Annotated in this window: 30 protein-coding genes; 13 read left to right on the forward strand and 17 right to left on the reverse strand. The window is 42.8% G+C overall.

Annotated elements, in window-relative coordinates; translation table 11 throughout:
• Positions 1 to 10: 10 nt before the first annotated feature.
• The 4 genes from FAI40_04700 to FAI40_04715 all read right to left on the reverse strand — a co-directional run bounded on the left by FAI40_04700 (position 11) and on the right by FAI40_04715 (position 2581).
• A complete protein-coding gene (locus FAI40_04700; protein ID QCE34706.1) occupies positions 11 to 856 on the reverse strand; it encodes a hypothetical protein in 846 nt (281 codons plus the stop codon).
• 47 nt (positions 857 to 903) lie between these two features.
• The gene (locus FAI40_04705) at positions 904 to 1389 is read right to left on the reverse strand and encodes a hypothetical protein (GenBank protein QCE34707.1); all 486 of its coding nucleotides are present in this window, start codon (positions 1387 to 1389) and stop codon (positions 904 to 906) included.
• Between the two features lie 98 nt (positions 1390 to 1487).
• Positions 1488 to 1709, reverse strand: coding sequence for a hypothetical protein (locus tag FAI40_04710; GenBank protein QCE34708.1), 222 nt, complete (start codon positions 1707 to 1709; stop codon positions 1488 to 1490).
• Positions 1706 to 2581 (reverse strand): hypothetical protein, encoded by an 876-nt coding sequence (locus FAI40_04715; GenBank protein ID QCE34709.1) that lies wholly within the window; start codon positions 2579 to 2581, stop codon positions 1706 to 1708. The genes FAI40_04710 and FAI40_04715 overlap by 4 nt, the downstream gene beginning before the upstream one ends.
• 34 nt (positions 2582 to 2615) lie before the next feature.
• Between FAI40_04715 and FAI40_04720 the strand changes: the two genes are divergently transcribed.
• Both FAI40_04720 and FAI40_04725 read left to right on the forward strand, forming a co-directional pair.
• Positions 2616 to 4169, forward strand: coding sequence for a hypothetical protein (locus FAI40_04720; GenBank protein ID QCE34710.1), 1554 nt, complete (start codon positions 2616 to 2618; stop codon positions 4167 to 4169).
• A gap of 138 nt (positions 4170 to 4307) precedes the next feature.
• Positions 4308 to 4769 carry a hypothetical protein gene (locus tag FAI40_04725; GenBank protein ID QCE34711.1) on the forward strand — a complete coding sequence of 154 codons (462 nt, stop codon included), beginning with the start codon at positions 4308 to 4310 and terminating at the stop codon, positions 4767 to 4769.
• A gap of 429 nt (positions 4770 to 5198) precedes the next feature.
• Here FAI40_04725 and FAI40_04730 read toward each other — a convergent pair whose 3' ends face one another.
• Both FAI40_04730 and FAI40_04735 read right to left on the reverse strand, forming a co-directional pair.
• Positions 5199 to 5915 (reverse strand): hypothetical protein, encoded by a 717-nt coding sequence (locus FAI40_04730; protein ID QCE34712.1) that lies wholly within the window; start codon positions 5913 to 5915, stop codon positions 5199 to 5201.
• 100 nt (positions 5916 to 6015) lie between these two features.
• Positions 6016 to 6738, reverse strand: a complete 723-nt coding sequence (locus FAI40_04735) for a hypothetical protein (GenBank protein QCE34713.1) — start codon at positions 6736 to 6738, stop codon at positions 6016 to 6018.
• Positions 6739 to 6769: 31 nt separating this feature from the next.
• Here FAI40_04735 and FAI40_04740 point away from each other — a divergent pair, with 31 nt between their 5' ends.
• From FAI40_04740 to FAI40_04755, 4 genes are all read left to right on the forward strand, one after another.
• Positions 6770 to 8713, forward strand: a complete 1944-nt coding sequence (locus FAI40_04740) for a hypothetical protein (GenBank protein ID QCE34714.1) — start codon at positions 6770 to 6772, stop codon at positions 8711 to 8713.
• A 244-nt stretch (positions 8714 to 8957) separates the two neighbouring features.
• Positions 8958 to 9662 carry a DUF2612 domain-containing protein gene (locus FAI40_04745; GenBank protein ID QCE34715.1) on the forward strand — a complete coding sequence of 235 codons (705 nt, stop codon included), beginning with the start codon at positions 8958 to 8960 and terminating at the stop codon, positions 9660 to 9662.
• An 84-nt stretch (positions 9663 to 9746) separates the two neighbouring features.
• Entirely contained in the window at positions 9747 to 11531 is a 1785-nt protein-coding gene (locus FAI40_04750) for a hypothetical protein (protein QCE34716.1), read from the forward strand.
• 1 nt (position 11532) lies between these two features.
• A complete protein-coding gene (locus FAI40_04755; protein QCE34717.1) occupies positions 11533 to 12165 on the forward strand; it encodes a hypothetical protein in 633 nt (210 codons plus the stop codon).
• Positions 12166 to 12192: 27 nt separating this feature from the next.
• Here FAI40_04755 and FAI40_04760 read toward each other — a convergent pair whose 3' ends face one another.
• The 3 genes from FAI40_04760 to FAI40_04770 all read right to left on the reverse strand — a co-directional run bounded on the left by FAI40_04760 (position 12193) and on the right by FAI40_04770 (position 13714).
• On the reverse strand, positions 12193 to 12771 hold the full coding sequence (locus tag FAI40_04760; protein QCE34718.1) for a hypothetical protein: 579 nt from the start codon (positions 12769 to 12771) through the stop codon (positions 12193 to 12195).
• On the reverse strand, positions 12755 to 13195 hold the full coding sequence (locus tag FAI40_04765; protein ID QCE34719.1) for a hypothetical protein: 441 nt from the start codon (positions 13193 to 13195) through the stop codon (positions 12755 to 12757). The genes FAI40_04760 and FAI40_04765 overlap by 17 nt, the downstream gene beginning before the upstream one ends.
• Before the next feature lie 78 nt (positions 13196 to 13273).
• Positions 13274 to 13714, reverse strand: a complete 441-nt coding sequence (locus tag FAI40_04770; GenBank protein ID QCE34720.1) for a hypothetical protein — start codon at positions 13712 to 13714, stop codon at positions 13274 to 13276.
• A gap of 308 nt (positions 13715 to 14022) precedes the next feature.
• On the opposite strand from FAI40_04770, the gene FAI40_04775 reads away from it, so the two are divergent.
• The 4 genes from FAI40_04775 (at position 14023) to FAI40_04790 (ending at position 15753) form a co-directional block, all read left to right on the forward strand.
• A complete protein-coding gene (locus tag FAI40_04775) occupies positions 14023 to 14283 on the forward strand; it encodes a hypothetical protein (GenBank protein ID QCE34721.1) in 261 nt (86 codons plus the stop codon).
• A 72-nt stretch (positions 14284 to 14355) separates the two neighbouring features.
• Positions 14356 to 14829 carry a hypothetical protein gene (locus FAI40_04780; GenBank protein QCE34722.1) on the forward strand — a complete coding sequence of 158 codons (474 nt, stop codon included), beginning with the start codon at positions 14356 to 14358 and terminating at the stop codon, positions 14827 to 14829.
• Positions 14822 to 15442, forward strand: a complete 621-nt coding sequence (locus FAI40_04785) for a hypothetical protein (GenBank protein ID QCE34723.1) — start codon at positions 14822 to 14824, stop codon at positions 15440 to 15442. Before FAI40_04780 ends, FAI40_04785 begins: the two co-directional genes overlap by 8 nt.
• Before the next feature lie 74 nt (positions 15443 to 15516).
• Positions 15517 to 15753, forward strand: coding sequence for a hypothetical protein (locus FAI40_04790; protein ID QCE34724.1), 237 nt, complete (start codon positions 15517 to 15519; stop codon positions 15751 to 15753).
• A 216-nt stretch (positions 15754 to 15969) separates the two neighbouring features.
• On the opposite strand, the gene FAI40_04795 is transcribed toward FAI40_04790, so the two are convergent.
• The 3 genes from FAI40_04795 to FAI40_04805 form a co-directional block, all read right to left on the reverse strand.
• Complete coding sequence (locus tag FAI40_04795; GenBank protein QCE34725.1) at positions 15970 to 16869, reverse strand: DNA/RNA non-specific endonuclease; 900 nt, start codon at positions 16867 to 16869, stop codon at positions 15970 to 15972.
• A 61-nt stretch (positions 16870 to 16930) separates the two neighbouring features.
• Positions 16931 to 17227: a hypothetical protein gene (locus FAI40_04800; protein QCE34726.1), complete on the reverse strand. Its 297-nt coding sequence runs from the start codon at positions 17225 to 17227 to the stop codon at positions 16931 to 16933.
• Between the two features lie 133 nt (positions 17228 to 17360).
• Complete coding sequence (locus FAI40_04805) at positions 17361 to 18230, reverse strand: hypothetical protein (protein ID QCE34727.1); 870 nt, start codon at positions 18228 to 18230, stop codon at positions 17361 to 17363.
• Positions 18231 to 18475: 245 nt separating this feature from the next.
• Between FAI40_04805 and FAI40_04810 the strand changes: the two genes are divergently transcribed.
• The 3 genes from FAI40_04810 to FAI40_04820 all read left to right on the forward strand — a co-directional run bounded on the left by FAI40_04810 (position 18476) and on the right by FAI40_04820 (position 20724).
• Positions 18476 to 19276, forward strand: coding sequence for a hypothetical protein (locus FAI40_04810; protein ID QCE34728.1), 801 nt, complete (start codon positions 18476 to 18478; stop codon positions 19274 to 19276).
• A gap of 85 nt (positions 19277 to 19361) precedes the next feature.
• Positions 19362 to 20069, forward strand: coding sequence for a hypothetical protein (locus tag FAI40_04815; protein QCE34729.1), 708 nt, complete (start codon positions 19362 to 19364; stop codon positions 20067 to 20069).
• 13 nt (positions 20070 to 20082) lie between these two features.
• Positions 20083 to 20724 carry a hypothetical protein gene (locus tag FAI40_04820; protein QCE34730.1) on the forward strand — a complete coding sequence of 214 codons (642 nt, stop codon included), beginning with the start codon at positions 20083 to 20085 and terminating at the stop codon, positions 20722 to 20724.
• Between the two features lie 51 nt (positions 20725 to 20775).
• Here the strand turns inward: FAI40_04820 and FAI40_04825 are convergent, their stop codons facing one another.
• The 5 genes from FAI40_04825 to FAI40_04845 all read right to left on the reverse strand — a co-directional run bounded on the left by FAI40_04825 (position 20776) and on the right by FAI40_04845 (position 26561).
• Complete coding sequence (locus tag FAI40_04825) at positions 20776 to 22386, reverse strand: Fic family protein (GenBank protein QCE34731.1); 1611 nt, start codon at positions 22384 to 22386, stop codon at positions 20776 to 20778.
• A gap of 158 nt (positions 22387 to 22544) precedes the next feature.
• Complete coding sequence (locus tag FAI40_04830) at positions 22545 to 23579, reverse strand: hypothetical protein (GenBank protein QCE34732.1); 1035 nt, start codon at positions 23577 to 23579, stop codon at positions 22545 to 22547.
• Positions 23580 to 23679: 100 nt separating this feature from the next.
• Positions 23680 to 23940: a hypothetical protein gene (locus FAI40_04835; protein QCE34733.1), complete on the reverse strand. Its 261-nt coding sequence runs from the start codon at positions 23938 to 23940 to the stop codon at positions 23680 to 23682.
• A 67-nt stretch (positions 23941 to 24007) separates the two neighbouring features.
• Positions 24008 to 24559, reverse strand: coding sequence for a hypothetical protein (locus FAI40_04840; protein ID QCE34734.1), 552 nt, complete (start codon positions 24557 to 24559; stop codon positions 24008 to 24010).
• A gap of 148 nt (positions 24560 to 24707) precedes the next feature.
• Positions 24708 to 26561 (reverse strand): carbohydrate porin, encoded by a 1854-nt coding sequence (locus FAI40_04845; protein QCE34735.1) that lies wholly within the window; start codon positions 26559 to 26561, stop codon positions 24708 to 24710.
• Positions 26562 to 26737 lie beyond the last annotated feature (176 nt).

Here is a 26737-nt window from a genome sequence, read left to right on the forward strand (position 1 = left end):
AAATTATAACTTAGCCGCAGCCTGGGTCTTTCCGAGTGCGTTCCGAATATTCAATATTTTCTTTCAAACGTTGAGGGTTGTTCAGCTGTTTTTGAAATTCTTTAATCGGCGCAGGATCAGGATAGGTAAAGGAGACGGCATAATCTCCATAACTTAGGGCTATTGGGAGATGCTTCTGAAATAAAAGCGCCGCTTTATGCTCATTTTCACGGGTATTTAAAGAATCTTCTATGTTCCTGTTTTCATTGTCAGGATCTTTAAAACTCTCAAATTGTCTGATCGCACTCAAGCTTCCAGAAAATGCCTCCATATCAAGGATTTTGTCATCTTTCTTATCATAGCAAAGAAAACCGTCACTATTGAAAGAGACATATTCTCCGTTATCAAACCATAAACGCCCTAAAGAAGGGAGGCAGTGTGTATGTTTCCTGAATTCCTTATCTGCAATTTCAATAATTCCATCCACAGATAAGATATATGGCAATCCTTTTCTGCAGATATACTTATTATCAACACCCTGTTTTAAATAAAACTCTAACTTATTGGGCGCATTTCTCATGTGCCAGTCAGTGTATGGCGAATAAAGATCTAACGCCAACTCTGGCGGGGAATGATCCTCGAAATCATCATTGCTGAAGTAAACCCGTCCTCCAAAAACTAAATTACTCACAATTTTTATATTCTTTGGCAAAGGTAAATTCTGAGGGAGGCTCTGTTCTTCTTTAGAATCTTTCAAAGGATTTACTTTAGAAACAACAATAAACTCACCGTCTTCTTCAACGATTTCTGCCGCTGCTGGTCGCCATGAAAAAACCAGTAAGCACGAGAAAAAGGCAATTTTTAAACTTTTTTTCACAACATCACCCTTATCAAAAGAAATTATAACTTAGCCGTCTTCCTGCTTTAGCACTCCCCTGCTTTAGTAGGTCTGTCGGCATATTCCGCAGTCTCTTTTAAGAGTTGTTGATCGTTTAAGTATTTCTGGAATTCTTTCACAGGCGCTAAATCAACATAGCTAATGGAGACGGCATAATCGCCGTAGCTAATGGCAATCGGAAGATGCTTCTGAAATAAAAGTGCTAATTTATGCTGATTTTCACGGGTATTAAAAGAATCCTCCAAGCTAATTTTTTCAGGGTCTGCATCTTTTGGCTTAGAAAATTGTCTATACTGATATGATGCGCCAAAAAAAATGTCTTTTTTAGCCTCTTTTCCAGAGGCATCAGTATAACTCCCCTGTGCATCACTATTTAAGGAAATTGATTCTCCATTATCAAACCATAAACGTCCAATAGGCGGGATAGGCGTTGTATGCTGTACAAAAGCGGCTTCTGAAATTTCCATCATTGCCTGAACGGATAAAATATAGGGCATTTTTTTCCGACACATCTCCTTACCAACATCTTGCCATAGACTGAAATCCAGCTCGTTAGGTGCTTTCCTCGCCTGCCAATCCGCATAAGGCGAATAAAGCTCTAATCTTGGATCTAATGGCGCTTTATTAGGGCCAACGCCATAATGTGATCTTCACGAAGATAAAAACGTCCTCCAAACGCTAAATTACTCACAATTTTTATATTTTCTGGCAAAGGCAATTTGGAAACAACATTCTGATTACCTGCCTCATCGGTGACGGTCTCGGCCATTCCAGCCTTCCACGAAAAAACTATTAAACACGACAAAAAAGCAATTTTTAAACTTTTTTTCATTTTTCCATATCCTTTTCATATCTGTAACAACTCCCGCGCTCTCTTGAAGCTTCGACAAAAGCCACATTTTCTTTCAAACGTTGAGAATTATTCAGCTGTTTTTGAAATTCTTTAATCGGCGCAGGATCAGGATAGGTAAAAGAGACTGCATAATCTCCATAACTTAGGGCTATTGGGAGATGCTTCTGAAATAACAAGGCCGCCTGATGCTCATTTCCATGTGTTATAAAAGCATCACTTGCTCTCTTTTGCTTATAATCTAGAGATTCTGGATCTAAGGACGCTCTATATCTATTCAGCACACCCCAAAAAAAGTCTTTCTTAGGCACTACTTTCCCGCTTCCATAAGTATAACTATTCGTTGCATCGCTGTTTAGAGGAACTGATACCCCATTATCAAACCATAAAAGCCCGATAGATGGTACTGGAACTGTGTGTTTTGCAAATTCCAATTCTGAAATTTGTATCATTCCACTAATAGAAAGAACATAAGGTAGCTTCTTCTGACAAATTGCCCTGTCAATTCCTTGCTCCAAACTAAAATCTAGCTCATTGGGCGCATTCCTCGCATGCCAATCAGCGTAGGGCGAATAAAGTTCTAATCTCAAGCCTATAGGAAAATGCGTTAAACTGTCATCATCATCTTCGTGAAGATAAAAACGTCCCCCAAACGTTAAATTACTCACAATTTTTATATTCTTTGGCAAAGGTAAATTCTGAGGGAGGCTCTGTTCTTCTTTAGAATCTTTCAAAGGATTTACTTTAGAAACAACAATAAACTCACCGTCTTCTTCAACGATTTCTGCCATTGCTGATTGCCATGAAAAAACCATTAAACACAACAAAAAAGCAATTTTTAAACTTTTTTTCACAACATCACCCTTACCAAATTAAAAGGAAAAAACAATGATCGCTTTTAAAGAAATACTTACAAAACTTTCTGACTTCATACCACAAGGCCTTAATTACATAGCAGAACAAGATGAAATTCTTGCTAATGATGACCGTATTGCCCACAGACTAAAGATTCCTACCATCGAATTTTTTCTTATGAACAAAGCCGTTGAGAATGCTGGTGGAAAAAAAGATAAAATTCTAAAAAGTTACCAAAAACTAACACATATGAATAATGGTGATCCAAAAAACGAAAAAATCTTCAAAGATTTTAAGGAACTCACTGGAGTTGATATACGCCAAAATGGAAATTTACGCCCTGATTTTCTTCAAGAATTAAGCGAATCCTCTCAATTTGAAGAATTAAAAGCATATCCTAAAAAAAGAAATAAAGTGCTTAGTATCCTCGGTGCAAAATTCGGAGATGGTCTAGATAATCTTCTTGAAACAAAAGGAGATTTCAATAAGGCTATCGAAGCTAATAGAACATATGCCCCCACAGAGGAAGAAATTACCAATGCAAAAAATACCGATGAAATGATCTCCGAAAGTAAAGCTCGCACAAACCAATTCATCCGAAAAGGTGAAACAGCTATGCTACATGGAGGAAACACTTCTGGGACCACTTTTACATCAATGTACAATCCTGAAGCTGTTATGAATCTCCAAGAGGGTATCTCTGATGGCTCACTGTCAGATGGTACAAATCCAGAGAAAATCAGAAAAATAAAGGCGGTAATAAACACTATCGGCAATACAATCGGAGATAGTTTCACCTCTCCCTATAATACAGCAGAAAGTGTCAAAAATCAGGTTGCCAGATTAAATGAAGAAAAAAGCACCTCGCAAAGTCCCCTTTCAAAACATTTTGGAAATAAGGCACAGTCACTCATAGGGGACAATAGCGAGCTTGGAACGCTTATCGAACAAGAAGCCAGCCAATCCTCACGCCTTGCGCCCGTTGATGCTCTAAATTCTCCTGATTCTAGTGTATCTTCTGTCGTAGAAAATGCTTCGGATTTTCATCCAGAAAACTTTGCTCCTGAAACGGATTCCTCATCCACAGACAGAAGTATTGGCACACTTCCTATAAGAGAAAATGAGAGGCCGAGAGTCTCAAAGAGATCTCAAATCTCTGTTGTAAGGCAAAACGTCTCAAAAGCGCCTTCAGTCAATCCTGCAAATAATGCTGTAAAAAATTTGCGGCAAAAAATTGTTCAACAAAAGAATGCTTTATCCGCAAAAGGCCAAAAGTTTCCAAACAAAACCTCTCCAAATGTTCGGCAAGAGGGGAATGCGCAGGCACTGGCAAAAAGCATTGAAAAAAGCGACAAAGTTCAGAAAGAGACAATTTCTGCCCAACAGATTCAGAGAGATTCTATTCATAACGCCACCTCTAACAACACGGCAAATTGCACCTATCAAACCGAAATCCGCACAGGCGACATTATCGTCAATGATGCCCACACAGAGGATCCTTTTAAATTTGGCGATCAAGTTGAAAAAGTCATTACCGAGGCGCTTAACCGAACAAGCCGTATTTTTAATCCAAATATTGCCATTTAGAAAACTTACGGCGTGTCAAGAGGGTGCATTTCCTTCCCCACTATTCAAAAAACAAACTTAGACTTAATTTTTTTACAAGTTTTGAAGAGACGCTTTTCAAAACAGATTTTAGACCTACAATTTATAAGGAAAATTACAATGAGAAAATCCATTGAATATTTAGTTGAAGAAGGAGATGACAAAGGCAAAGTCTTTGTCATCACAAGAATGTCCGCTTTTGAAGCGGACGAATGGGCCAGTGATCTTATTCACGCTCTGTCTAAGGCAGAAAGTAAACTCAGAGACACAGGTTCAAAAATGGGGATGGCGAGTTTAGAAGGCATGACCATTGATCTCTTAGGCGCTTTAGATCCAAAAGACCGCAAAAAAGCGTTTGCGGATCTTTTGGCCTGCTGCAAGATCAAACGTGATCCCCGAAATCCTTTGGTGGAAGCCACCAAGATTTTAGAAGTCGATATTGAAGACCCCATGACCTTTATCCATCTTCGGGAAAAGGCCTTGAGTCTGCATGTGGATTTTATAAAAGCCGCCGCTTACCAACCTTTCCTCTTCGTGGCGGCACTCATTCCAGAGGAAAAAGCCAGCAAGGAGAACGTATAAAACGCGTAGATTATGAAAATCTCTCCCGCCCTCTTGGCGATGTTCTCGGCGCAAGGTTAGCGACATTGCATGAGCTGCAAACCGTTTATGATAGTGAAGACCTTCTCAATCTTTGGGAAGCCTACCTCGTAACGCAGCATAACAGAGCAAGATAAGGAAATACAGAAAGGGGGCGCTGTAAGCGCCCCCTTTTTTAACGTCAGAACTTTAAATAAACATAAATCAAACAAACTCTTTTTCTATCTTTTACTTATCCTTAAAAATTATTTTACTTTAATTTATTTCTCATTTAATTCTCCATGAGGGGAAAGAGCTTCCCCTCTAGTCAAACGTGCGTGCCAAAGGTATATTTTTTCTACAATCTAAATATTGTGTTTATTCCTCATGAAAAACGCCCCGTTAGGTTTCAAAACTTAACGGGGATTTATTTTATGTAGCGTCAGAATATCTTTTCACTTGCGCAAAAAAGCCAGGATGTAATTTTGGATTGACTTGATCTTGGTAAGTTTTAATCGCTGATTCATCTTCAGATTTTATCAGTAAAACATTCTTACCTTGGGTCACCGCAACGAGCTTATGCTTACTGGCAAGATCAGCTAATTTATACAGTCCCACTGGCTCAACGCAATCTTTGAGCTCGGCTGCTCCGCCACTAGGTACAACGCCAAAAACATCATGTTCACTACCGGGCTGATTACAAGATTCATGATAAGTATCTATAAAAGAGACAAATTCTCCATTATCAAACCAAAGTTTTGGATTTTCTCCCTGACAAGAAAATCCTTTAATCTTCTGAACATCCACCCTGCCTTGCATTTTAAATTTAAAAGGCGTTTTATGTGCGCTTTCCCATTTCTCACGTCCAGCCACATCCGGCCAAAAAGACATCTTTGATTTTCCAGAGGTAAAATCTAATTCTGGATATTGGGGCTGCCCATCAAATTGTCTGGTATTCATTTCAATCCCCCAATCCCCCCATAGAGTGTCTGTCACTTTATAATCTTTCGGCAAAAAGGACGGCAATTCACTCGACGTTTCTGTCTGTGTTTGTGCCTCTGGCTGTGCTGGCTCTGCCTGTACGCTTGCTGAAAAACACCCTGCTCCAAGGAGCAAAATTCCCAATCCCAACTTTAATTTATTTCTCATTTTTTACTCCATGAGGGGAAGGAGCTTCCCCTCTAGCCAAACGTGCGTGCCAAAGGTATCTTTTTATTAAGATACGGGTGTTTTATGCGTTCTTTCAAAACTACTTTTTCTGACTATCCGAAGATCTTTTCAGTTGCGCAAAAAAGCCGGGATGTAATTTCGGATTGAGTTTTTCCTGATAGGTTTTAATTGCTGATTCATCTTCTGATTTTATCAACAAAACATTCTTGCCTTGCGTCACCGCAACAGGCCTATGCTTACTCGTAAGATCAGCCAATTTATACAGTGCCACTGGCTCAACGCAATCTTTATATTCTGCAGCTCCGCCATTGGGTACGCTAGCAAAAACATCATGTTCGTACGCTATATCCCCACAGTCATTCGGCCGAACACCTTCACCAACAGGTACAAATTCTCCATTGTCAAACCAAAGTTTTAAATTTTCGCCTCGACAAGAAAATCCATTAATCTGTTTAACCTCCACTCTGCCATTTACCTTAAATTTAAAGGGCATGTGATGAGCGATTTCCCATTTTTCTCTATTCATATCAGGCCAAAAGTCAATCTTTGATTTTCCTGATAGGAAGGTTACTTCTGGATATTCTGGATCACCCTCAAAACGTTCCGTATTCATTTTAATCCCCCAATCCCCCCATAGAGTGTCTGTCACTTTATAATCTTTCGACAAAAAAGATGGCAACTCACTCGACGTTTCTGTCTGTGTTTGTGCCTCTGGCTGTACTTGCTCTGCTTGTACGCTTGCCGAAAAACACCCTGCTCCAAGGAGCAAAATTCCCAATCCCAACTTTAATTTATTTCTCATTTTTTACTCCAAAAACAGAAAGGTTTTACCCATGACATCAGAAATAACTTCCCCCACTGATCTTAATAAGATTTCAAAACAAATAGATGATCTCTTAAAAAAAGGCCCAAGCGGTATTGAATCTGCCAACAAAATAATTGAAAGCCTTGCTGAATTTAAAAAAACAATCAATTCCTTTTTAAATGATGCACAAAAAAGATATTTAGACACGACCAGACTACGGAATCTCTCTAATGATTTCCATATTGATATTAAAATTCTTTATGGGGCGGAAGAAGTTTCGAAATCCAATGGTGGCAAATCAGAAGATGCAGAAAAATTCTTGGTAAATCTTCAAAAGATTTACAACGAGAAACCAGAAAAAATCGCTGAACTTCAACATGCTTTAAACATCAGTACGCCCTTGGTTGATTCAAAAAATCATCTTTTACCGAATGTTTTAGAAACCCTTCAAAATGCTTTAAAACATCAAGATGAACGTGGAAAAGCCCGTATTTTTGAGTTAATCAATGTTGATTATAGCAATGGCTTACGCCATGCCTTACTGTCCTCGGACGATATTTCTAAGGCAATCAATGGCTTTCAGAATGATATTCCCACTGCGAAGGAATTAAACGATAATGCGTCCTCCCTAAAAACCTCTACCCGCTACGAAAGCGCCATGGGGCTTGTTTTTCAAAAAGAGCTGAATGTTCTCAGGCCTGCTCTTGATTCTTTTGAAGAAGGATTCCGAGAGCTTGCTCAGGCGCATCCTCAAGCCGTGGCCAATGGCTTTCTTGCCATTGCAGGCGCTGTGCTGGCCCTCAAAGGGGCTGGAATCATTCAGATGGGCAAAGACCTAAAAGATTCCTTTAAAGAACTCAAAAAATATCTTGATACAAAAAGAACAAAGCCACCGAAAAATGACAAGGGAGGAAAATCTAAGACGGAGACAGAAGAAACACCTGAATCCGAAGTCAAAAAAGATACCCCATCTCCTGACGAGGAGGGAAAGCCCGATGCGTCAAAAGAAAAGCCTTCAGCAAAAAACACAGCACCAGAAACAAAAGAAACGCCGACAAAAGAAAAAGTATCGGCAGAAAATGAAGCAGACAAAGCCAAAGGAACTGACAGCAAAGTGGCAGAGGGTCAAGCAGATCAAAGCACCGTTCCTAAAGACGAAAGCGCCAGCACGCCAGAAGAGACCACAGAAAACAAAGCTGGTGAGACACAAGCCAGCGAAAGCAATCCGCCTAAGGAAAAAGCGCCAACACAAATAGAAGATCGTGCTGATAAGACTCCTCCGCATGAGTCCCCTAATGAAAGCATATCACGGGGCGAAATGCCTAATCTTTATAAGGGAGGAATTCCCATGAAGGTTACCCTTCCTATCGGTCTTGCTGCTGGCGTGGCGGCTGAAGCTCCTGCTGTCTTAGCTGCTGGAGAAGGTACTGCTGTTGCAACGATCGCAAGCGAAGCTGCTGGTGGCACTCTTTTAGCAGCTGAAGGCTTCACAGCTCTCGAAACGGCGGCCGGTCTTGGTCTTGGCGTCCTTGGGGGTGGATTTCTTGGGCCATTGCTGCTGGGCGGCGCTCTTGGCGTTGGCACCTATTATGCCGTTTCAAAAGGCTATGAGTATTATAAAGATCGCCACAAAAAATCTCTTGAAAAACAGGCGGAAGCGTCCGCACTGCCTGCGCCAGAAGTTCCAACACAATCCTTTCAGGAAAGCCTTCACGCTGCCACTCACTGGCAAGATCAAGAGATGATTGAAGCCATCGCAGAAAAACAATTGCGCCGAAAAACAGTCAATGGGCAATATAATTTAGAACAAATTGCCAAAGAAGGCCCTCTGACGGAAATTCGCACAGGCGATATTAATATTTATGAGGCGCACACGAACGATCCTCATGCCTTTGCGCATGAAGTTGAACAGGTCATTACCGATGCCCTCAACAGAACAAGCCGTATCTTTAATCCAAATATTGCCATTTAAGAGCTTACGCCGTGTCAAGAAGGGGAAAATGCTTCCCCTCTAGGCAAGCGCACGTGTCAGAGGTATCTTTTTAAGACACTCGATAAATCTGTTTATCTCTGAAGCAGGCCGTTAAGAACTTTTTCTTAACGGTTTTTTTAATTGAATCTCATTCAATTATTTCATTTTATTTAAAAAATAATCTTTTATTTCTTAAATCTATTTTAATTTTTACTTTCATTTACTTTGACAAGAGGATGCTTTTATGAAGAACCTCCAAGAGACCTTTTACGCACAATATGCGAATAGTCCGATTTTAACGGGTCTTCTTGAGCGCTTTAACAAAGCCATTGATCCAGAACCGCTGATTGAAACTTTTCTCACTCAAATTTTAGACCCTACGACCGCTACGGGCTGGGGGCTAGACGTTTGGGGACGCATTGTCGGGGTTGGGCGCGTTGTCCATGTTCCCGTGACAAATGCGTTCTTTGGCTTTGAAGAGGCCAGCGAAGATGCTGCCATGGGCACAATTACGGGCTTTGACCAAGCCCGTTTTTACCTTGATGACAGTGCTCCGCTTACCAGCAACTATCCTTTGACGGATGAGGCTTTCCGCAGGTTAATTTTCTGCAAGGCCGCCGCTAACATCACAGATGGATCTATCCAGTCTCTCAATGGGGCTTTGATGCTCTTATTTGGGGGAAATGGCAAAAATATCTGGGTAGAGGATACGCCAGATACAGGGCTGTTTTTCGGCTTTTTAGAAGGCGGAAAAGCTTTTGCGCCCTTTGGGCAGGGTCTCTTTTTCAACGACGCCCTAAACCAGATTGCAACCATGCAAATGACCCTTTGCTGGGATTTTCAACCCTCCCCGACAGAAATCACCCTGATGACGTTGGCAGGTGGATTTATCAAGCCCAGCGGTGTTGCGCTCGAATTTAAATATGTACCCGCTTTGCCCTCTGCTTAGGCAGGGGCTTTTTTCAACCTATTTTCAAAAATCTTACAAGCGCCTTTCAAGGCGCTTTTTTTTACCGATTTTTTAAGGAACATTATGAAAATTACTCAAAAAACTCAAAACTTTCCCATTCTCTGGGCCAGTAACCCCGATTATGGAACACTTTCCCCTATTCCAAAAGATGATCCTGCCGATGGCAGCGCTTCCCTTGTCAAAGGCTTTCCAAAGGCCACAATGACACCGCTTGCCGCAGGGGGAAAACCACCTCGGGGAGATCAATTTAACGGTATTTTAAATGCCCTTTCCGCCTCTGCCCAAACCGCAGAGACAGGACTTATTCCGCAATGGAACAAGGAATTTGCGCAATCGATTGGGGGCTATCCTGCCACAGCAATCGTGATTTCCAATGCGCTCCCGCCCAATCTTCTGGTTTCCACCAAAGACGATAATTTAGACAATCCCTTTGATCCTAATCAGACAAGCTGGGTGAGCCTTAAAAAAGGCCTTCAACCAGCAGGCAACTATGCCTACACCAACGCAATGGATGCCCCTCCTGATGAAAGCGGCAATGTTGGCCTTGCATGGATTGGGCTCAGCAAAAATGATGCAACGGCCCGTATTCTCGCAACCGACAAAGAGGGCGATATTGTCACCGCAGCGAACTTATCTGATTTAAACAATTATCAGCCCAAAGGTGCTTATCCCATCACAAATGCGGATATTAAAAAGCCCGATGAAAATAACAATATCGGCATTGGCTGGATCGGCGGATGGATTGATAACAAAAACGTCACCCGTGTCCGAGCAACCGATGGCATTGAAGGGGTTGTCGCAACCTGTGCCAATTTAGATGACTTAACCAATCTCCAGCCAAAAGGAAATTATGCAGGCACATTTGACCCTAATGCAGACATCAATGCCAATAAGCAAGTTGGCCTATCTTGGATTGGTGGCTGGAGTGGTTCACCAGATGGTGCATGGAGAATCCAAGCGACACTCGGAAAAGGAGGGAATAACCAAAACCTTATCCTTGCAAATAAAGCCGACTTGGACGCTTATCAGCCCAAAGGCTTTTACACACCAACTTTTGACCCAACCACTCAACGCAACGAGAATAAACAGGTAGGCATTGCCAATTTCTGCTCTTGGAACGGTTCAGATGATGGAAAAGACAGGCTTCAAGTCACTCTTGGGAGTGGTGGTGATAAGCAATCTTATGTATCTGCTCGTATAGATGATTTGAACAATTACCAGCCTAAAGGAAATTACACGCCGACACTCAATCCAAGTCTTACCGCAGATGAAACTGGTAATCTTGGTCTAACGCTTATTTGTCTAAACACGAATAAAGAAAATCCGCAACTTGTCGTCAATACAGGCAGCGGAGATGGGAATAAAAGTTATGCGTTTCCCTCTTTTAAAGATCTAAGCAGCTACCAGCCTGTTGGCAATTATGTTCCCACAAATGCGCCCAACTCATCGGCTGATGAGAATGGTAATTCGGGGCTTAACTGGTTTGGCTATCATACCGTCAATGGAAAAACAAACCTTCTCGCCGCTGGCGGAAGTGGATCTGGAAATTTAGTCGAAACTATTCCGTCTTTTGATGATTTATCCTCGTACGCAAAACTTCCGAATGGACAAACCAATAAGCTTATTCAAAGCGGAACAGAAGCATACACAGTGGGAACAGATGTTGGACAGTGGATTGCATTCCCTACAGCTTTTTCAGGCGTACCTGATGTTACTGCCACAGAAATAGATACATCTGACGCTTCAAGAGATACGGTTCGCATTTATGGAATCACAACAACGGGTTTTTATGTCGCCGCTGATGGCGCTCCGCAATCAATATGCTGGATGGCAATAGGAGAAATTTAAGATGAACAAAGAAGAAAAACAAATCATTCAAGGTGGCGAAAAAATTGTTGTTCCGTCACCAGAAAAAACAACGATTGAATCACCCTTAATTACGCAGCCTAAAGATCTGCGGCAATATAAATATTTTGGAAAAAGGGCTCAGACAGACAGTGCTGGGAATAGTTTAGTTTTACCAAACCACCTCATGGTCATTGATAAAGATGGAAATTCTGTCTCTCTTGATGCAAATGAGATTCCTATCCCTGTAACGACACAGGAAGAGCTTCGTGAATTTATGGCGAAAGCGCCTTATTTCGATAAGAATGGTGCTTTGCAATATGGCTATAAAGCCCCAGCCCCAACGCAGAATGAGCAGATTATGGCGGCTTTTGATGCGTATATTAAGCATCAGCCCATTATCAGTGGTCTTGGCATGACCAATTCTCCTGATTCAATTAAATGGGCGCAAAGTGTTTATGATGCCTCTAATCCACAAGCACAGACACAATCTACGACCCCTGCCAGCGCTTCACCTCAAAAAGTGAATGCCATGGTTTTAGCGGTTGTGCCTGAAATAAACCTACCAATGCCGCCTGCCAATCTGCCACTCGATGAAATTGGCAATCCTTTCGGCCCTTGGTATATGCCTCTCTAAGCAAAAGCCTCCCTTTATAGCAGATCACTATTGCGGAATGTAATCCTCTGGATGTTTCTGCGCAAAAACACTGCTATCTTTGGGAGGTTTTGCCAAAAGATCCTCTTCACTACCAATTTCTGTAATCTGGAATTTATCAGCAGGAATGGCCTGTTCAAGCGCAATATTTTGAAGGGCACTCTCTACCGTGACTTTCCACATGCAGGAACGATACTCTTTTTTCAAAGGGGATAATTCGGTTGCGGCAATGATAGAGGTGGTGGGAATACTGATAAGGTTCGGCAAGCCTATCAAAACCAGCCCAATATTACGGGAATTCATTGGGTCTTTATCTGCAACTTCATCCTTGTCGTTAATGCGGGCGTAAATCAATTCCTTTTTTTGCGCTTTTGTTAATGATTTACTTTTAAAAAGCGGTTTAAGATTTTTCTCGCTCACAATCCTATTGGCCCAGGGGACAAGCCTTGTCCCCTTGGTTTTATAGCACTGGCTGGCACTTTCCCGCTGCACATCTGGCACAAAAACCCATGTCTGAACAGCACGTTCACAGCCCCCTAAAAAGGACAATAACGCTAAAGAAAGCCCAATTTTATTTATGACCTTCATCTTCAGATAAAATCTTTTCAATCGCTGGCTCTGGGGGTTTTTCACAGGCTTGGGTTTCTTTTTTTAGTCCTGGCAGTTCTGTTGCCGAAATCATAGAGGTAATAGGAAGGCTAAGGATATTTTGAACCGCCAGTGTCAAATCTGGCATTGGCTCGTTATTCTCCCCCCAACCAGGCGCAATATTACTGTAAATCAGGGCTTTTTTCTGCTCTTTTTTAAGGTTAAAGCGCTTCACCTCATCCTTTGTCTCTTTTTGACTCTGAATCAAATTACCCCACGTCACCATTTTAAGGCCGTGTAACTTATAGCATTCGGTTTTGGGATCGACCTCAACTCTTGGCACGACAAACCAAGTGCGGAAACCATTACTACAAGCGCCAAGCAGCAAACACGACATCACACTCAGAAGCAGTCTCTGTTTCAAGGTTTTTTCCCTCTGTTTCACTATATTATCCTTATTGTCTTCTTAGCATAAGCTTTGCAAAACAAAACGATCCCTTCCTCACTCCAGCGCTGATTGTGCTTTTAGCGCTTCAATTACTTCCTCAGAGGGAGTTTCCACATTGGCTTCCTGCTCTTTTTTAAGACATTTTGCCCGCTCATGTTCCAAGCTCAGTTCGGTCGTTGCTGCAATCATAGCTGAAATAGGGATACTGAAAATATTTTGAATGCCGCCAAAAACTTCCCAAATCGGGTCTTTATCTTCTAGGAAACCCTTTGGGATATTCGCATAAATACGCTCATTTTTTTGGGCTGTGTTCATATGAAACTGCTCGATAACTGGCTTTTGCTCCCGATGGCTTTGAATCAAATTCGCCCAGCGGATCATTTTTAAGCCCCCAATCTTATAGCAATTCCCTGACTCTTCTTGCGTCACTTTTGGCACGAAAATATGAGTCTGCACGCCCTCATCATGCTCACAGCCTGCAAAAAGCAGCGACAAGCACAAGAGCGAGAGGGGCGCTAAAAGGCATTTATATATTTGAAGTTTCAGCACCTGATATCCGTTTTATCTCTTTTTTAAAGGACTAGGGAAAAATCCTATCAGAAAAAAAGCCAAGAGAAAAAGAGACTTTCTTAAAAAAGAGTCATTTACACAACACCGCCTTTCCAGCGGCATTTTTATTTAGGACATTTTAATGACATATTTAAAAAACTATTCCCTTCTTCGTAAAGAAGAAGCCCCCCTTATACCCCATCATAAAGCGCCTAAAAACGCTTTTGTTCCATCTTGTCTGTTCGAGGTGAAACATGATTGATGCCCGACTAAGCCAACTTGAAACAAAAATAGAGGCTTATCAAAAACAAAACTCAGAGCGTTTCAACCGTGTTTGTGAAAACCAGCGCAGAACAGATCAAAGCCTCCAGCAGCTTTTAGGTCTTTTTAACGGGATTAAAAAAGCCATCTGGGGCGCTGGCGCATTGGCTGGCACGGTGGGAGGCGGATTATTTGCCTATTTTCCGCAATTTATCCACTTTCTCAATCACGTTCTCAATGATTTCCCCTCTTAAAATCTTTCAAATTTTATCCAACCCAACCGCCTTTAAGGGCGGTTTTTTTATGCAAAAAGGAAACCCTTCTCTATGACAGGTTTAGACCTCACACAATTTAAAAATCTTATTATCCGCCCCGCTTTGGACTGTCTTAGACTTCAAAGCGAAGCTGCCGTTAACCTCGTCACCGCAACAGCACTTGTCGAAAGCAGCCTTTGCTATCTCCAGCAGATGGAAGATGGCCCTGCCATCGGGCTTTTTCAAATGGAACCTCGGACGCATGATGATTTGTACGAAAATTTTTTAAACTTCCGTCCTGATCTCCTGCAAAAAATGCAGCTCATTGCAGGCTGTTCCAAGCCAAGTGCCATCGAGATGATTCATAATCTTCTCTACGCTGCGGCAATGTGCCGTCTCTGTTATTTGCGTGCCAAGGACCCTCTACCAGAGGCCTCTGATGCGCTGGCTTTAGCGGTTTATCACAAAGTTCACTATAACACCATTGCTGGTAAAGCTGATATTAAACGCAACCTTCCTCTCTTTGAGGCAGCTATTCATGCGTAACTATCTCTTACAACGGACAAGCATTGTCGGCCTCCTCCTCGTAACCCTTTCCCTTATGGGAATGTATTTCGGCTTTTTAGATGAAAATTCGGCGCTCTTTCTTCTCATGCTGGGCGCTGGCGGGCTGATTCCAGAAGACAGCCCCTTTGCCCATAAATTGCTCGAAATACTAGCGCCTTTGCTAGTGCATCAAATCCGGCAAAAATCTTCCCACAAACCAACAAATTTTTTTAACCAAAATTCCTCACTGGCAGGACCGACAGTCGGAAAGCCAACCTTTTATAACTTTACAATTTTTAGAAAAAATAAGGAAAATCTTATGGAAAATAATTCACTAACCACTCCAACCCCCAATACAATCGAAACGCAGTTAGAGCAGATTTTAAATAATGCCTTGGGCGATAAACTCTCCGCTGTTCAGAAGGCAAGCCTTCACACAGCTGGAACAGTGACCTCGCTCATTGCAGGCTCTCTGCTGGAAATGGCTTCTGGCAAAATTGATACGCAGGAACTGCTTGATGGCATTTCCCAAATCAATGCAGGTATTTTACAGCAGGAAGAAGGTCTTAAAGCGATCTCTCTTGCTTTGAAAAACAAAGCCGCAGCTTCATAATATTTTAATCTGATTCACACCAAGCTCCCCTGAAAAGGGGAGCTTTTTCTTTATCTACACTCTTAGAGGTATTTATGGGATTTCTTATTGCCCTTTCCGTCCTCCTTCTCATTCTTATTGGAGGACTTTCTACTTTAGCCGTCAGCAGTTTTAACTCTGGCAAAAAATCAGGCCGTGAAGGCGAAGCGGAGCATGAGCGTGACAACGCTCTCGCCGAAGCCAAAACAGCCCAAAATCTTCTTAATGCCCAAGCGCAAGCGCCCAAAACACTCGATGAACTCCAATCACAGCTTGAAAAAGGAGATTTCTAATGAAAAAATTCTCTTTTTTAGGCTTAACGCTCCCCTTTATGCTCTTCTTTTCTGCCTGTGCATCCGCAAAAATAGATTCTGTTTGCCCGCCCCTCATTCCATATAGCTTGGCGCAGCAAAATGGCCTTTCCCAAGAGCTGAAAAGTCATCCTGATCTCACGTATGTGCCGCTTTTTTTAGAAGGATATGCTCAAACCAGAGCAGGGCTGAAGGCGCTTATTCCGCCTGCACAACTTGCGGCGATGGCGCAGAAACAGCAGACGAAACCTCCTGCGAAGCAGAAGACGTTTCCGCTGTGGCAACGCCTGTTGCGGCAACCGCGGCATCTTTAAGGTCTTTTTCTGCCGCATTCTCCGCTTTATCCCTTTCCTCTGTAGATTCAAAGCCAGGGAATGGATTAACCCCAATCACATTTTTCAGCTCATCCCAATCAAGCCAGCGGCATTCCGCAGGAATCTGGTTTCGACAGGCGATAGCCTTTCCTTTTTTCTGCCGTGGAAGATACATCCCTTTCCAGATATGGGTTGGCACATGAATTTGATCCCAGCCCAGCGCATTCAAAGCGGCCATATAGGCAACGCCCGTAATGATATAGGCTTCCTCATTTTCCATTACATCTTTTCGGAAAGAATCTTCTATGCTTTTCCAAGAAAGCGCATGAAAGCGGGGATCTTGGGGAATCGCATTTGTCAGCGCATAGCTCTCAATCCGTGAAGCTAAATCTGGCATATCCTCATGCGGCACAAGCGGTGCTGGCATAAAAGGCACTTGACGGTAATCGTCTAACTGCGCCCGAGAAGTCACGGGCACACGTTCATCTGGATAAAAACGGGTTCTATCTGGCGGCAGCTGCGCCGCATGCAAAAGCCCCGTCCGTGTCAGATGCTCTGCACTCCATAAGGAGGAAGTGCGGTCTTCTGAATAACCGAGTGCAAAATGATGCCCGCAGATAATATTGACAGAAAGATTGGTTTCAGGGGGTTTATGATCGTAAAAAATCCTGGGCAAGCGAGCTCTTTTGCTTCGCTCTGCGCTTGAAAAGAAAAAATACCGACAAAAGCAGTCAAAAAGGACAAGCCAGCTTTCCACCCAAAAGATTTTTGCAGATGTCCTAATTTTAACTTTTGTACAAAACGCATTTTTCTAAAACAACTCTTCCCTATCCTGAAAATCATTCCTACTGGAGCAAAGGCTCTACTGTGATTCCGAGCTGTTCTGCCTGCCCGAGAAGATCATCTTTTGCTTCAGTTGTGTACCAGCCTGTATTCTCACCATGCTCGAAAGCTTTTAGAAAATGAACGAGCTCTTCCATAACAGCCTCTGCCATCATCTTATCTGGAAAGGGAAGAACACGGCTCGCCTCAAGATCGATTTTAACAGGCAAAGATTTTGCCTCTGCCAGAGGCTCTTTGCTGATGCCAATTTTCATCAATTCTTTTTCGGCATCTTTTAAAAAGTAAACATACTCAGACATTGCGCTTAGCCACCCTCCTTACAAACGCCCTGAAACTCAAGGCATTTTCTTCATTCCGCAGCATTTGACAGCCTCATCCAACACCACGAGAACATTTCTTACCCCTAATTATGCCACGAAGTTTTTTTTTATTCTACCGATAGAGTTTAAGTTCTTTTTGATAAATACGTTCGCTCTCTGCAAAATCAGGCGCCCCCATTTCCCGAAAGGGATCATTTATCGCCTTCGCCAATAAAAACACATCGACTTGATGTCCATCATACTGCTTTTTTAATCTTTCATAAGCCGATTGGGAACGCTGAAGCTGACTGGCTAAGTCAGCATAGTTCAAAACCCCTTCCCTGTTATTTTTTTGCGCAAAAACCTGCACCATCTTCTTTGTCCATGGATAGGCATAATGCTGTTGAAGATAGGTTGAAACAGATTCATAATTCATCTGATACGTATCAAAACAATGAACAAGTTTGATCTGATCGCACATGCCAGAATAACCGCAAAGGCTAACACAATGATCATGCGCTTTTGCTTTATCAAATGGCGCGATGGGTAAAGGCTGTCCTGTCATATTTGGATTAAAAAAGGCATCAAGAAATTCTTTCGCCTGTTTTGTTTGTTGCGCATTCGGTGGAATCGTCAAGCTTTGATCGTAAACAATCCCCGAATTATCCCCATTCCAAGGGCGGAAAAGCCAATGGTTAAAAGCCCACACAAGAAAAATCTCAAAAATAACAAGAATTGAAATCCCGATATATTCCACAAAAAGCAAAAGGCTCTGCGAAGAATCTGAATCCTCTGCACTCTCCTCTTTCGCTTCTTTTTGTAAATCAGACCTTTTTTTATAAGCTGGCATGAAAAACAAAACGAAAGGCATAATCGGCAATAAAAAAGAGGCTGCCAGCCATTTAGCAGGGGAACGGTTTTTCCGTTGCGCTGATAGTTTCACAGCAAAAACCATCAAAGAGAAAAAAACAACGGCCAATATAATTGCTAAAATAACGCTCAACGTCTCTATTCCACTTTGAAAATCTCAAATAACCTGAACCGTTTTCAGTCTTTACATCACTCTCTTAAATCTTTTCCCTCTATCTATAAAGCAAGCAAGAAAAAAGAAATACCTTCCTTTCCGCTGCTTACTCTAAAAGTCGCTTTCCTTCCCCACCCCCTTCCTTTATCTTCTGCCAAAGATGAAATCATCTTCTCTTTCTTGGATTGATTTTGACGCACAGAATATAAATGGAAATTCAAACCATGTCCTCAAATGTGACAAAAAGCTCTTTTAACCTCGGAGACGAAGTACACTCAAAAAAAGAACCCAGGGTTTCGGTTTCCCTTGCGCTTTCCAATGGACAAACCCTGACAGGCAAACTCAATTTATCTGATCTTAGAAATAAAAATCTGGAACATAGTGCCCTAATTCACCGTCAAACTTTTTCCAAGACTGGTGAATTTACTTATATTCCTTACCCGCATGCACGCTATGTGATTGCACATGTTTTTGGCGCAGGCGGAGATGGCGGTGAAATTCTTCAAACCGCCTCAGGGGAGTTTGCCGTTTCTTCTGGTGGAAATTCAGGCAATATCGCAATTTCTACACGTTTTGATGCAAGACGCCTTAAAAAACTTATTATTGGCGACCGCAAAGAATGGGGCTTCCTCATTGGTCAGAACGAAGAAATTTTACTCAAGGTTGCCCCCGGACAAGCAGGCAAAACGACCCTCTTTAAAGCTGGAAAATGTGACTTTTCTCCTCTAACGCCACCCAATACCCCTTCCGAGGGCGAAGTCCTCTCCCTTGATATCCCAGGGGCAAGTGGAGAACGTGGCATGGTTCTCAATGCAGACCCTTCCAATCTCATGCTCTTAGGGGGAAAAGGCGGCAGCTGTGCGTATGGACATGGCGGGATGGGCGGAATCTCCCAAAAAAACACAGCCCAAGATGCTGTTGGCTATGGCAGTGGCGGCGGTGGCGCAGCTTCAGGAGAAAACAGTCCTCGAAATCCATCAGGGAAAGGTGCGCCTGCCATGATTCTCCTGGAAGAATATTTTTAAGAAAGTTTTTTGCCGTTTCAGCTGTTTCCAGCTAAAGATAGAAACTGAATATTCCTTTTGTCAAAATTCTTTTCTCTGTGCCTCTATGCGCCTTCTGCCTTTTTCCCTTTCTACTCATCGCTTTGGTGCTTCTAAAGCGCCATCACGCTTTCTGCGTCTTTTCTATGCGTCTATTGGCCTATCGCTTGGTGCTTGCCAATCTGTCTGTGTCATGCCCAATGATCTTTATCAAGGGCTGAATGAGCTTTATCCTTCCAACAGCAATCTTTCACAAATCAATCAATCGATTGGCGAAACAGAAGGCATTCCAAAGCCTGTCAAAAAAATGAAGCTGGTCGGGCCCGTTGATATTGACCGTCTTAAAGAATATGGTGTGGAAATTTCCCCCGAGCCAGAAGCCAACTCCCGCTATGTCACGCTTGTTTTCAGCGATAAAACGCAAGCCGAAGGCGTTCTGAATGAAAAACGGCTCGCAGAACCCGGCTCTGCTATTCTCACACGCTGGATTCCTGCCGAAAAAGTGGCAAAATCTCTTGCCCAAAGGGATTCTCATCAATTCTCCACAAAATATGGTGAAAAATGGGCGCATCCTGACTTTCAGAATTTCAAAATTCAAACCTGTGTCGGAAGAATGACAGCGCAAGGCTATCAAGAAAGCTTCCCTTACGAAGTTTGGTCCTATTGCGCCAATCCCAAAACAAAAAAAAGCCTTAACAAATTTCACTCACGCTTTTTCATTGATTTTAAAAAAATCTTCTTTGATCCTATCTATATTTTATTAGATGCTTCCTAAGAAAAGGACTTTTATGCGTTTTTTGCCACCTTTTAAATCCATTGCTCTCTTAGGAATATGTGCGGTCTCTTTCCTCAGTGCCTGCGACCAGTTGACCATTGTCGATAAAGAAAACGACCCTGAATCCAAATGGGATAGCATCTATCGCTCTTCTAAGAATCTTAAATATTTAAATCAAAGTGTTGGCAAGCCAGATGGGCTAGCAAAACCTATTAGCCGTGTCAGTTCACGCCTTGGCCGTGTGGACACGGAAAGAATGGCAATTCTCCGCCTAGATGTTTCTGGTGCGCCCAATGTCATGCGCCGTTACGTTAAACTCTATTATACAGATGGCAGTAATGAAGAGGGCGTCTTAGTCGAAACAGATCAAGGCCAATATGCGCCCTATCTTATCCGTTGGATTCCTGGCAATACCGTTGTCGAAGCGCTCAAAAAACATGATGCGCTACAGCCCAATGCCGCAACAGGCGACAAATGGGTGCATCCTGACTTTAATAATTCAACCATCAATGCGTGCGTTGCCAGAGTCACTGCCGAAGGTATGCCTGAAGAGTTCCCCTATCAAACATGGGCCTATTGCGCTGATCCTAAAAGCAAAAAAGACCTCACCCCACGCTATATGCCTATTTTTAGAGAAACCAGCTGGGGCACTTAATCTTTTCGCTTTTGAGAACGCTTCCACTCTTTTCTAAAGGAAGCGTTCTTTCTATTTCTTCTGTTTAAACAAATGTACCGCACGCTCATCCTTCACGGGGTTTTCTTTCCAAACCTTATCGAGTGCTTTTTTAATCCGTGCCGACCGACCTTTTTCCAGTAAAGCTGGAATCTTTTTGAAAAGCTTTTTTCCAAATTCTTTTACAGGTCTTTCTTGATAACTTCTTAAAATACAGTCAGCCATCATATCTGGCATTTCTAAAATTTCTTTAATAGCAACACGGCCTGCATGATGGCGGCGTAAAAATGCTACTTCATTATATAAATATTCTTCGATAGAGCGCCGCACAATCTCTGACGTAAAAATGATATGTGACTCTAACTTTGGGTAGCGCCAAGAAGCCTCTGCGATCTCATTACCACCAAACTCTAAATCCGAAAAAATGCCATCTGGATAAGGCACTGCTTTCTGCAAAAAATGAATAAAAGGTTTAATCTGGTGCAGTAAGGGCAAAGAAATTGTTTCCAACACCTGATCATATGCACGCCTTACAGCAGAATCTGCTGTAATTACGGCAGAAATAGGCAAAATCATGCCAGACTCAAGCGCACAATCTCTGTGTAAAATATCATTGATTAAAAAACGGTGGACACGGCCATTCCCATCTGCGAGTGGATGAATATAAACGAATCCAAAAGCGGTAACAGCAGCACGCATAATAGCAGACTGCCCTTCTGTTCTTTTTAAAAAAACCTGTATCCCTTCAAGCATTAATGCCAAATCTTCTGGAGGAGGCGCAATATAATGCACCCTCTCTTCAGGAGCTAGAAAAGAGTCTCCATCTCCAACAAAAACAGGGGATTTTCGCAGACCAAACGTTGTCAAAACAGTTTCACTGCCAATAATGCTTTTCTGTAATTGCGCAAGAGAATCACAACTCAAAGGCGGTGATACGCCTTGTCCTGTCTGTGTTGCCAAAACAGAAGCAAATCGTTGTATCTTCGAAGCATTATCCGTTTCATGCTCGATTTCAAAACTTGCACGACTTTCCCTTGAAGTCATCCAGATAGAAGCTCTTGTCACAGCTTCCTGTCCAAACTCAGCCTCAACCCCCTTCAAGAGAGCGTTAATGTCCAAAGAAAACGCTTCTTTAAGATGTTTATCTGTTTTCACAATAGAAGGACAAAAAAAACGCGTTCCAGGCATATTATCCCAAACTCGCCAACGGGTAGAACGCTCTTCTTTTCCGGTACTCGCCGTCACAATCTTTTTACTATCGAGCGCAAAAATATACTTACGTCCTAAATTTTCAGGAAGCGTTAACGACTCTCCTGTAAAAAATTCATAGAAAAAAGCCGTTCGCCGAGAATATTCGCCAGTAGGCTCATCATTCACCCATTCTTGTGCAAAAGTAGAGCCAATGGCGGTAAAAAAACGGCTTAAAAACTCAAAATTAGGGACTTCTTGCTTTAAATGAAAAAGGAAATGACCTCGAATATCATCATCCGCAGGCGCTTGCGCAAAAGGATATATTTTTACAAAATACCCATTCTCTTCTCGATCCTTAGAACGCGATCCAGCCACACTCGTATGGCGCAATCTCCCTGTCATGGGCAAGTTTAGGCATTCAATCAGTCTTTGCGCGCCAAGAGGGTGTTCCATTTTTCGTTTTCCAATAAGGATTTACAAATTAAGCTAATTTCTTAATTTTATTTACAATCTCTTTAAAACATTTACAAATAGCCATTTTTTTCAAAAAACGTTTACAAATTAAGGAATAGCCCTCCGTACAAAATGAGAGCTATAGCTTCCTAGAAATATTAGGCTTTCACTTCAAAGCCGTTGCCATCTCCTGCTTTTGCATCTTTTGAAATCGGTAATTTCAAACCTTTTGCCTCTTCTTTAAGACCGAAAACACGCATAAACCAACGGTCTGCCCCATCCCAGCGTGGCAAAATCGGTTTTGTCCTTGTATGGGTCATCAGCTGATTTCTAAAAATCAGGAAATCCCCTGGCAATAACAAAAACTCCTGATCAATCTCACCACTTTCGAGGATTTTACGAATTTTCCGCTCAACTTTTTCGCCTTCCGCATTGATTGGCTTGGCATTATCAAGATCAATCCGGCAAACATAATCGCCCTCCTTATCTTTTCCAACAAAAGCCATATCTTTGGTACGGCGTGGACTGTCATAAGAAGCTGGACGTGAAAAACGGAAATAAGGTCGTTCGAGGATTTCAATTTCTGATGCGCTCAAACGGTTTAATAAATCAGGCAAATAGCCTAAACGTGTTGGTGTTTTTGGATCTGTGCGCTGACAATAGAGCGAAAGAAAATCGGGGCAGGCCGAGAAATCTGAAACAGTCTCCCCATCCATTGGCAAATCTGGGCAATCAACATGATGCCCCAGTGCCAAAGCCCCATGAGAGCTTTTATTGCGTGAGGCGTCTGTTGTGGCCACAATATGGCGGAAAAGACGCCCTTTATTCTCCGCCTGATAGACCACAGGCGCAATCCCCATTAACTCAAGCAAAGAGAAAATATAAAGTGAGCTGACAGGAACTTGCCAAGGGGGTAGATGTCCCGTTGGCGGCGTTGGCGGCAGCATCCGATCCATCGGGCCATTATGAATCAATAAAACCCCTGCACGCTTATCTTCCTGAAAATTTTTAAGCGCTTCTAACGTGTCCTTCGCCAACATAGAAGCGACTGTTTCACCAAGGCGTGGCCCTGGATAATCAAAACTGGACGCTCCTGCCTGACAATTTGAAAAAAAAGCGGCAAGCGTAGCATTCTCCTGCCAAGAGAGGCGATGTTGTAAAACCTTGAGCGGTGAATGAACTTTATATGGCACAGAAAACCCTAACATCTATGAAATAAAAAAACAGCCTGCTCCGCTCTTCAAAAAAAAGCCCCCCTGAAAACATTCAAGGGGGACTCTGCTTAGAAGCATGCTAAAAAGAAGCGGAGGGCATAAATTTAACAAGCACAAAGCCCATCCAGAGAAAAAGAACAAAAGCGACCGTGAGCAAAGCCCACATATGAAGCCTCTGCCAATAGATTGCACGCTCCATCGCATCAACTTGCTTACGTTTTAAATCAAGCATTTCCCGCTCATATTCTCGAATATCTTCCTGATGAATATAAGCTTGGCGGGCAATTTCGATTTCTTCCGCCTTCTGAAGATGCGTTCTTCTATCGTCATCTACTGACATTGTCCATTCCTTCTAAGAGAAAGCGATCTGCCTTCCGGATAAGAATACCCTTAACTTTTATTCAAAATTACTTCTGGGCAGCCTCTTGTTTGGCATCTTCGCTGATTTTTTTGATTTCCTGATGCAACTGACCGCAAAGCTCTTCAATCTTTGCGCTTTTTTGTTCATTTTCAACCGTGCATGGATCTGTCGCCTGAGGCAAGCCTTTTTGAGCAGAACTTGCACCTGCATCCGTAGCTACGGGAACAGGTTGTGAGGTATTTTCAGCGTTGGCTGGCTGTTGCGCATTGCTCTCTTGCGCTTTATCACCCTCTCCATGTCCGCCTTCAAAAGCGTGGGAAATAGCATTTCCGGCCACAACACCGCCAGCCGTTCCTGCCGCTGTGGTTGCAATCGTGCCTAAAGCGCTCGGCTTTGTAGCTGCGGCGGCTGGCGGTGCCATTGGGGCTGTTGGTTTCGGCGCTGCGGCATGTGGCGCAGAATGATAAGACGCATGGGAAGAAGGGCTGGAATAGGAACTATGATGTCCCCATCCTCTTGCATCCGCAGCGTGTGACCCAAAAATACCAAAACCAAGAACACTTGCAGCAATACCTGCCACAGCCATTTTTTTAATCATTTGTAACCTATTGTTTCTCATCTGCGGAAATATCACCGCAGAATAATTCATATATTATTCTTTAATGTAGGAAATCCATCTCTAAAATTCAATTCTCTTACCAAAAAGCGCTTTTCATTTTCGATGTCTATTCCAACAAACATTGTCCTTAAAATTTAAGGTCTGCATGAAGGCCGAAAACCGCCTCATCTCCCACACGCTCAAGCGTCTTTGCCGCATAATCCTGCACGCCGCCACTTGGCCTCCAGACATATTGAAAATCAGGCTGAATATTAAACCAAGGCGTTACCATCGCCTGATAGGTTAACTCTAGATGGTTTTCTGTGCTTTGCATAATCGCACCGCTTTCCCTATCGAAATGACGCTCGCCATCACCCGTTACCCCAATCACCCATGCTAAGCCAAGCGTATCATCAGGCCTGTTCAAAAAAGGCGATTTTAAGTTAATGCCTGCATCTGCCTCAAACACAACTGTGTTGCGGTCACCCTGTGTTCCTGTGCCATGAAAAAATACCCCAACAGATTTATTGCGGTTGCGGTGCGACCGCCAGATCATCTGATCGACAATTCCGTAAATCGCCCAATTCCCCTTTTTATAGGAGGGCGTATTGGGGTTGCCGAGATCATTTGGATTTCCCAACGGCTCGCCCTCCTGATTTGTGTAATAATCAGGATAAAAAGCGCTGTCATAATAGCCCCCTAATTTATAAATCCCTGGAAATCCGTGTTTTTTACCACCTAAAAAAGTAGAATACTGAATTTCAGAAATTAAGAGTGCTCCCGTATTGAGATTAAATTTCGTCCCTGAAGCCTCCGCACCAACATCCTGATTACTTGGATCTACTGTATTGCCCCCATTTTGAATGGGAAAAGAATTAAATTGATTGCCAGGAGGATTATCGTCAATCGCCGCAAAGAGAAAAGAAAATTTTTGAGAAGGACGGTATCGAAAACGCACGCCTGGAGACGAAATAGGCCAAGAAGGCCCGCCTGCATACAAATCCGCAGAAGGAAGCATCGACCAGCCAAAATCCGCATTAAGATAAAGCCCGCCATAACTGCTAATCATAAATTCCGTATCAAGATCCATCTGCCCAATCCGAACATCAAATAAATCATTGAAAAAAGGCTGATCGTACCAAAGCTCAAACAATCTAAAGGAACGGTCTCCTTCTTGCCCTGAAATCGGGTTGTAAAGCGCTAAATGATCCTGTGAAAATTCACGTCCACGGATTTGAAGACCACTGACTTGGAAATGCCCAGCCCATTTTCCAAAAAGCTTGTCTGGATAAGCCTGCAATGTAAGCATAGTCACTCCTTCATAACCAGCCCCTTGGCTCTTTCCATGCCCGTCTCCTCCCCAAACAGGCGATCCATCGGCTTGCGATGGTGTGCCACCGCTTGGATTTCCCCAGACTTCCTCAATATCCAGCGCGCCAACTTTTACCCCAAAACGATCCAAAAAATTACGAATGCCAAAAGCGCCCCCAATCAAATTGTAACGATCTGTCAAAGCCCCTGGCGCTCTATCCCGAAAAGGCGAACATGCATCCTCCTCCATATCCATGCTTTGTTCCGCATTACGGGACTGAAAGGCTGTTTCTGCGTTGCTATTATTGACCATTGGCGCAGACCCTTGAAGAAACTGCTGATCACCGCCGACTTCGGTAAAGGGTCGATCATGACCGCCCCAAGCCTTCTGGGCCGCAAGCCTTAAACAGTCCGCCTCTGTCGGCTCTGGTAGCATTAATTTCTGATAAGCATTTAAAGAATCACGCTGCGTGGCGGAATCACTATTATCGACCGTTGGGGCAGAACCTTGAAGAAACGCTTTTTCTTCTTCCAAGGTCGAAAAAGGAATCTCATATCTCGGCTCTTTCGCCCAAACAATAGGCGCATGCAAACATCCTGCAAAAGCAAGAAAAACACCTACACAAAAACGGGATTGCGCCAAACAGGGTTTTAAGGCGCAAACAAAATCCTGCCAGCTCAAGGTTAGCATTGGAGAAATTCCAAGCTGGGTGAAAGAGAGAATTTAAACCGCCTAAACGGTTCAGCTGCATCATTGGAAATCAATAATATGATTTTTATATAAAAAAATCATATTAAAAAAGAAGCTAAAGCGCAATCTGCTCTCTATTCAAAAAACGCCCCTTTTCAATTTTTTTTCAAAAAAAC

Source organism: Acetobacteraceae bacterium, from assembly GCA_004843345.1.
Lineage (GTDB): Bacteria > Pseudomonadota > Alphaproteobacteria > Acetobacterales > Acetobacteraceae.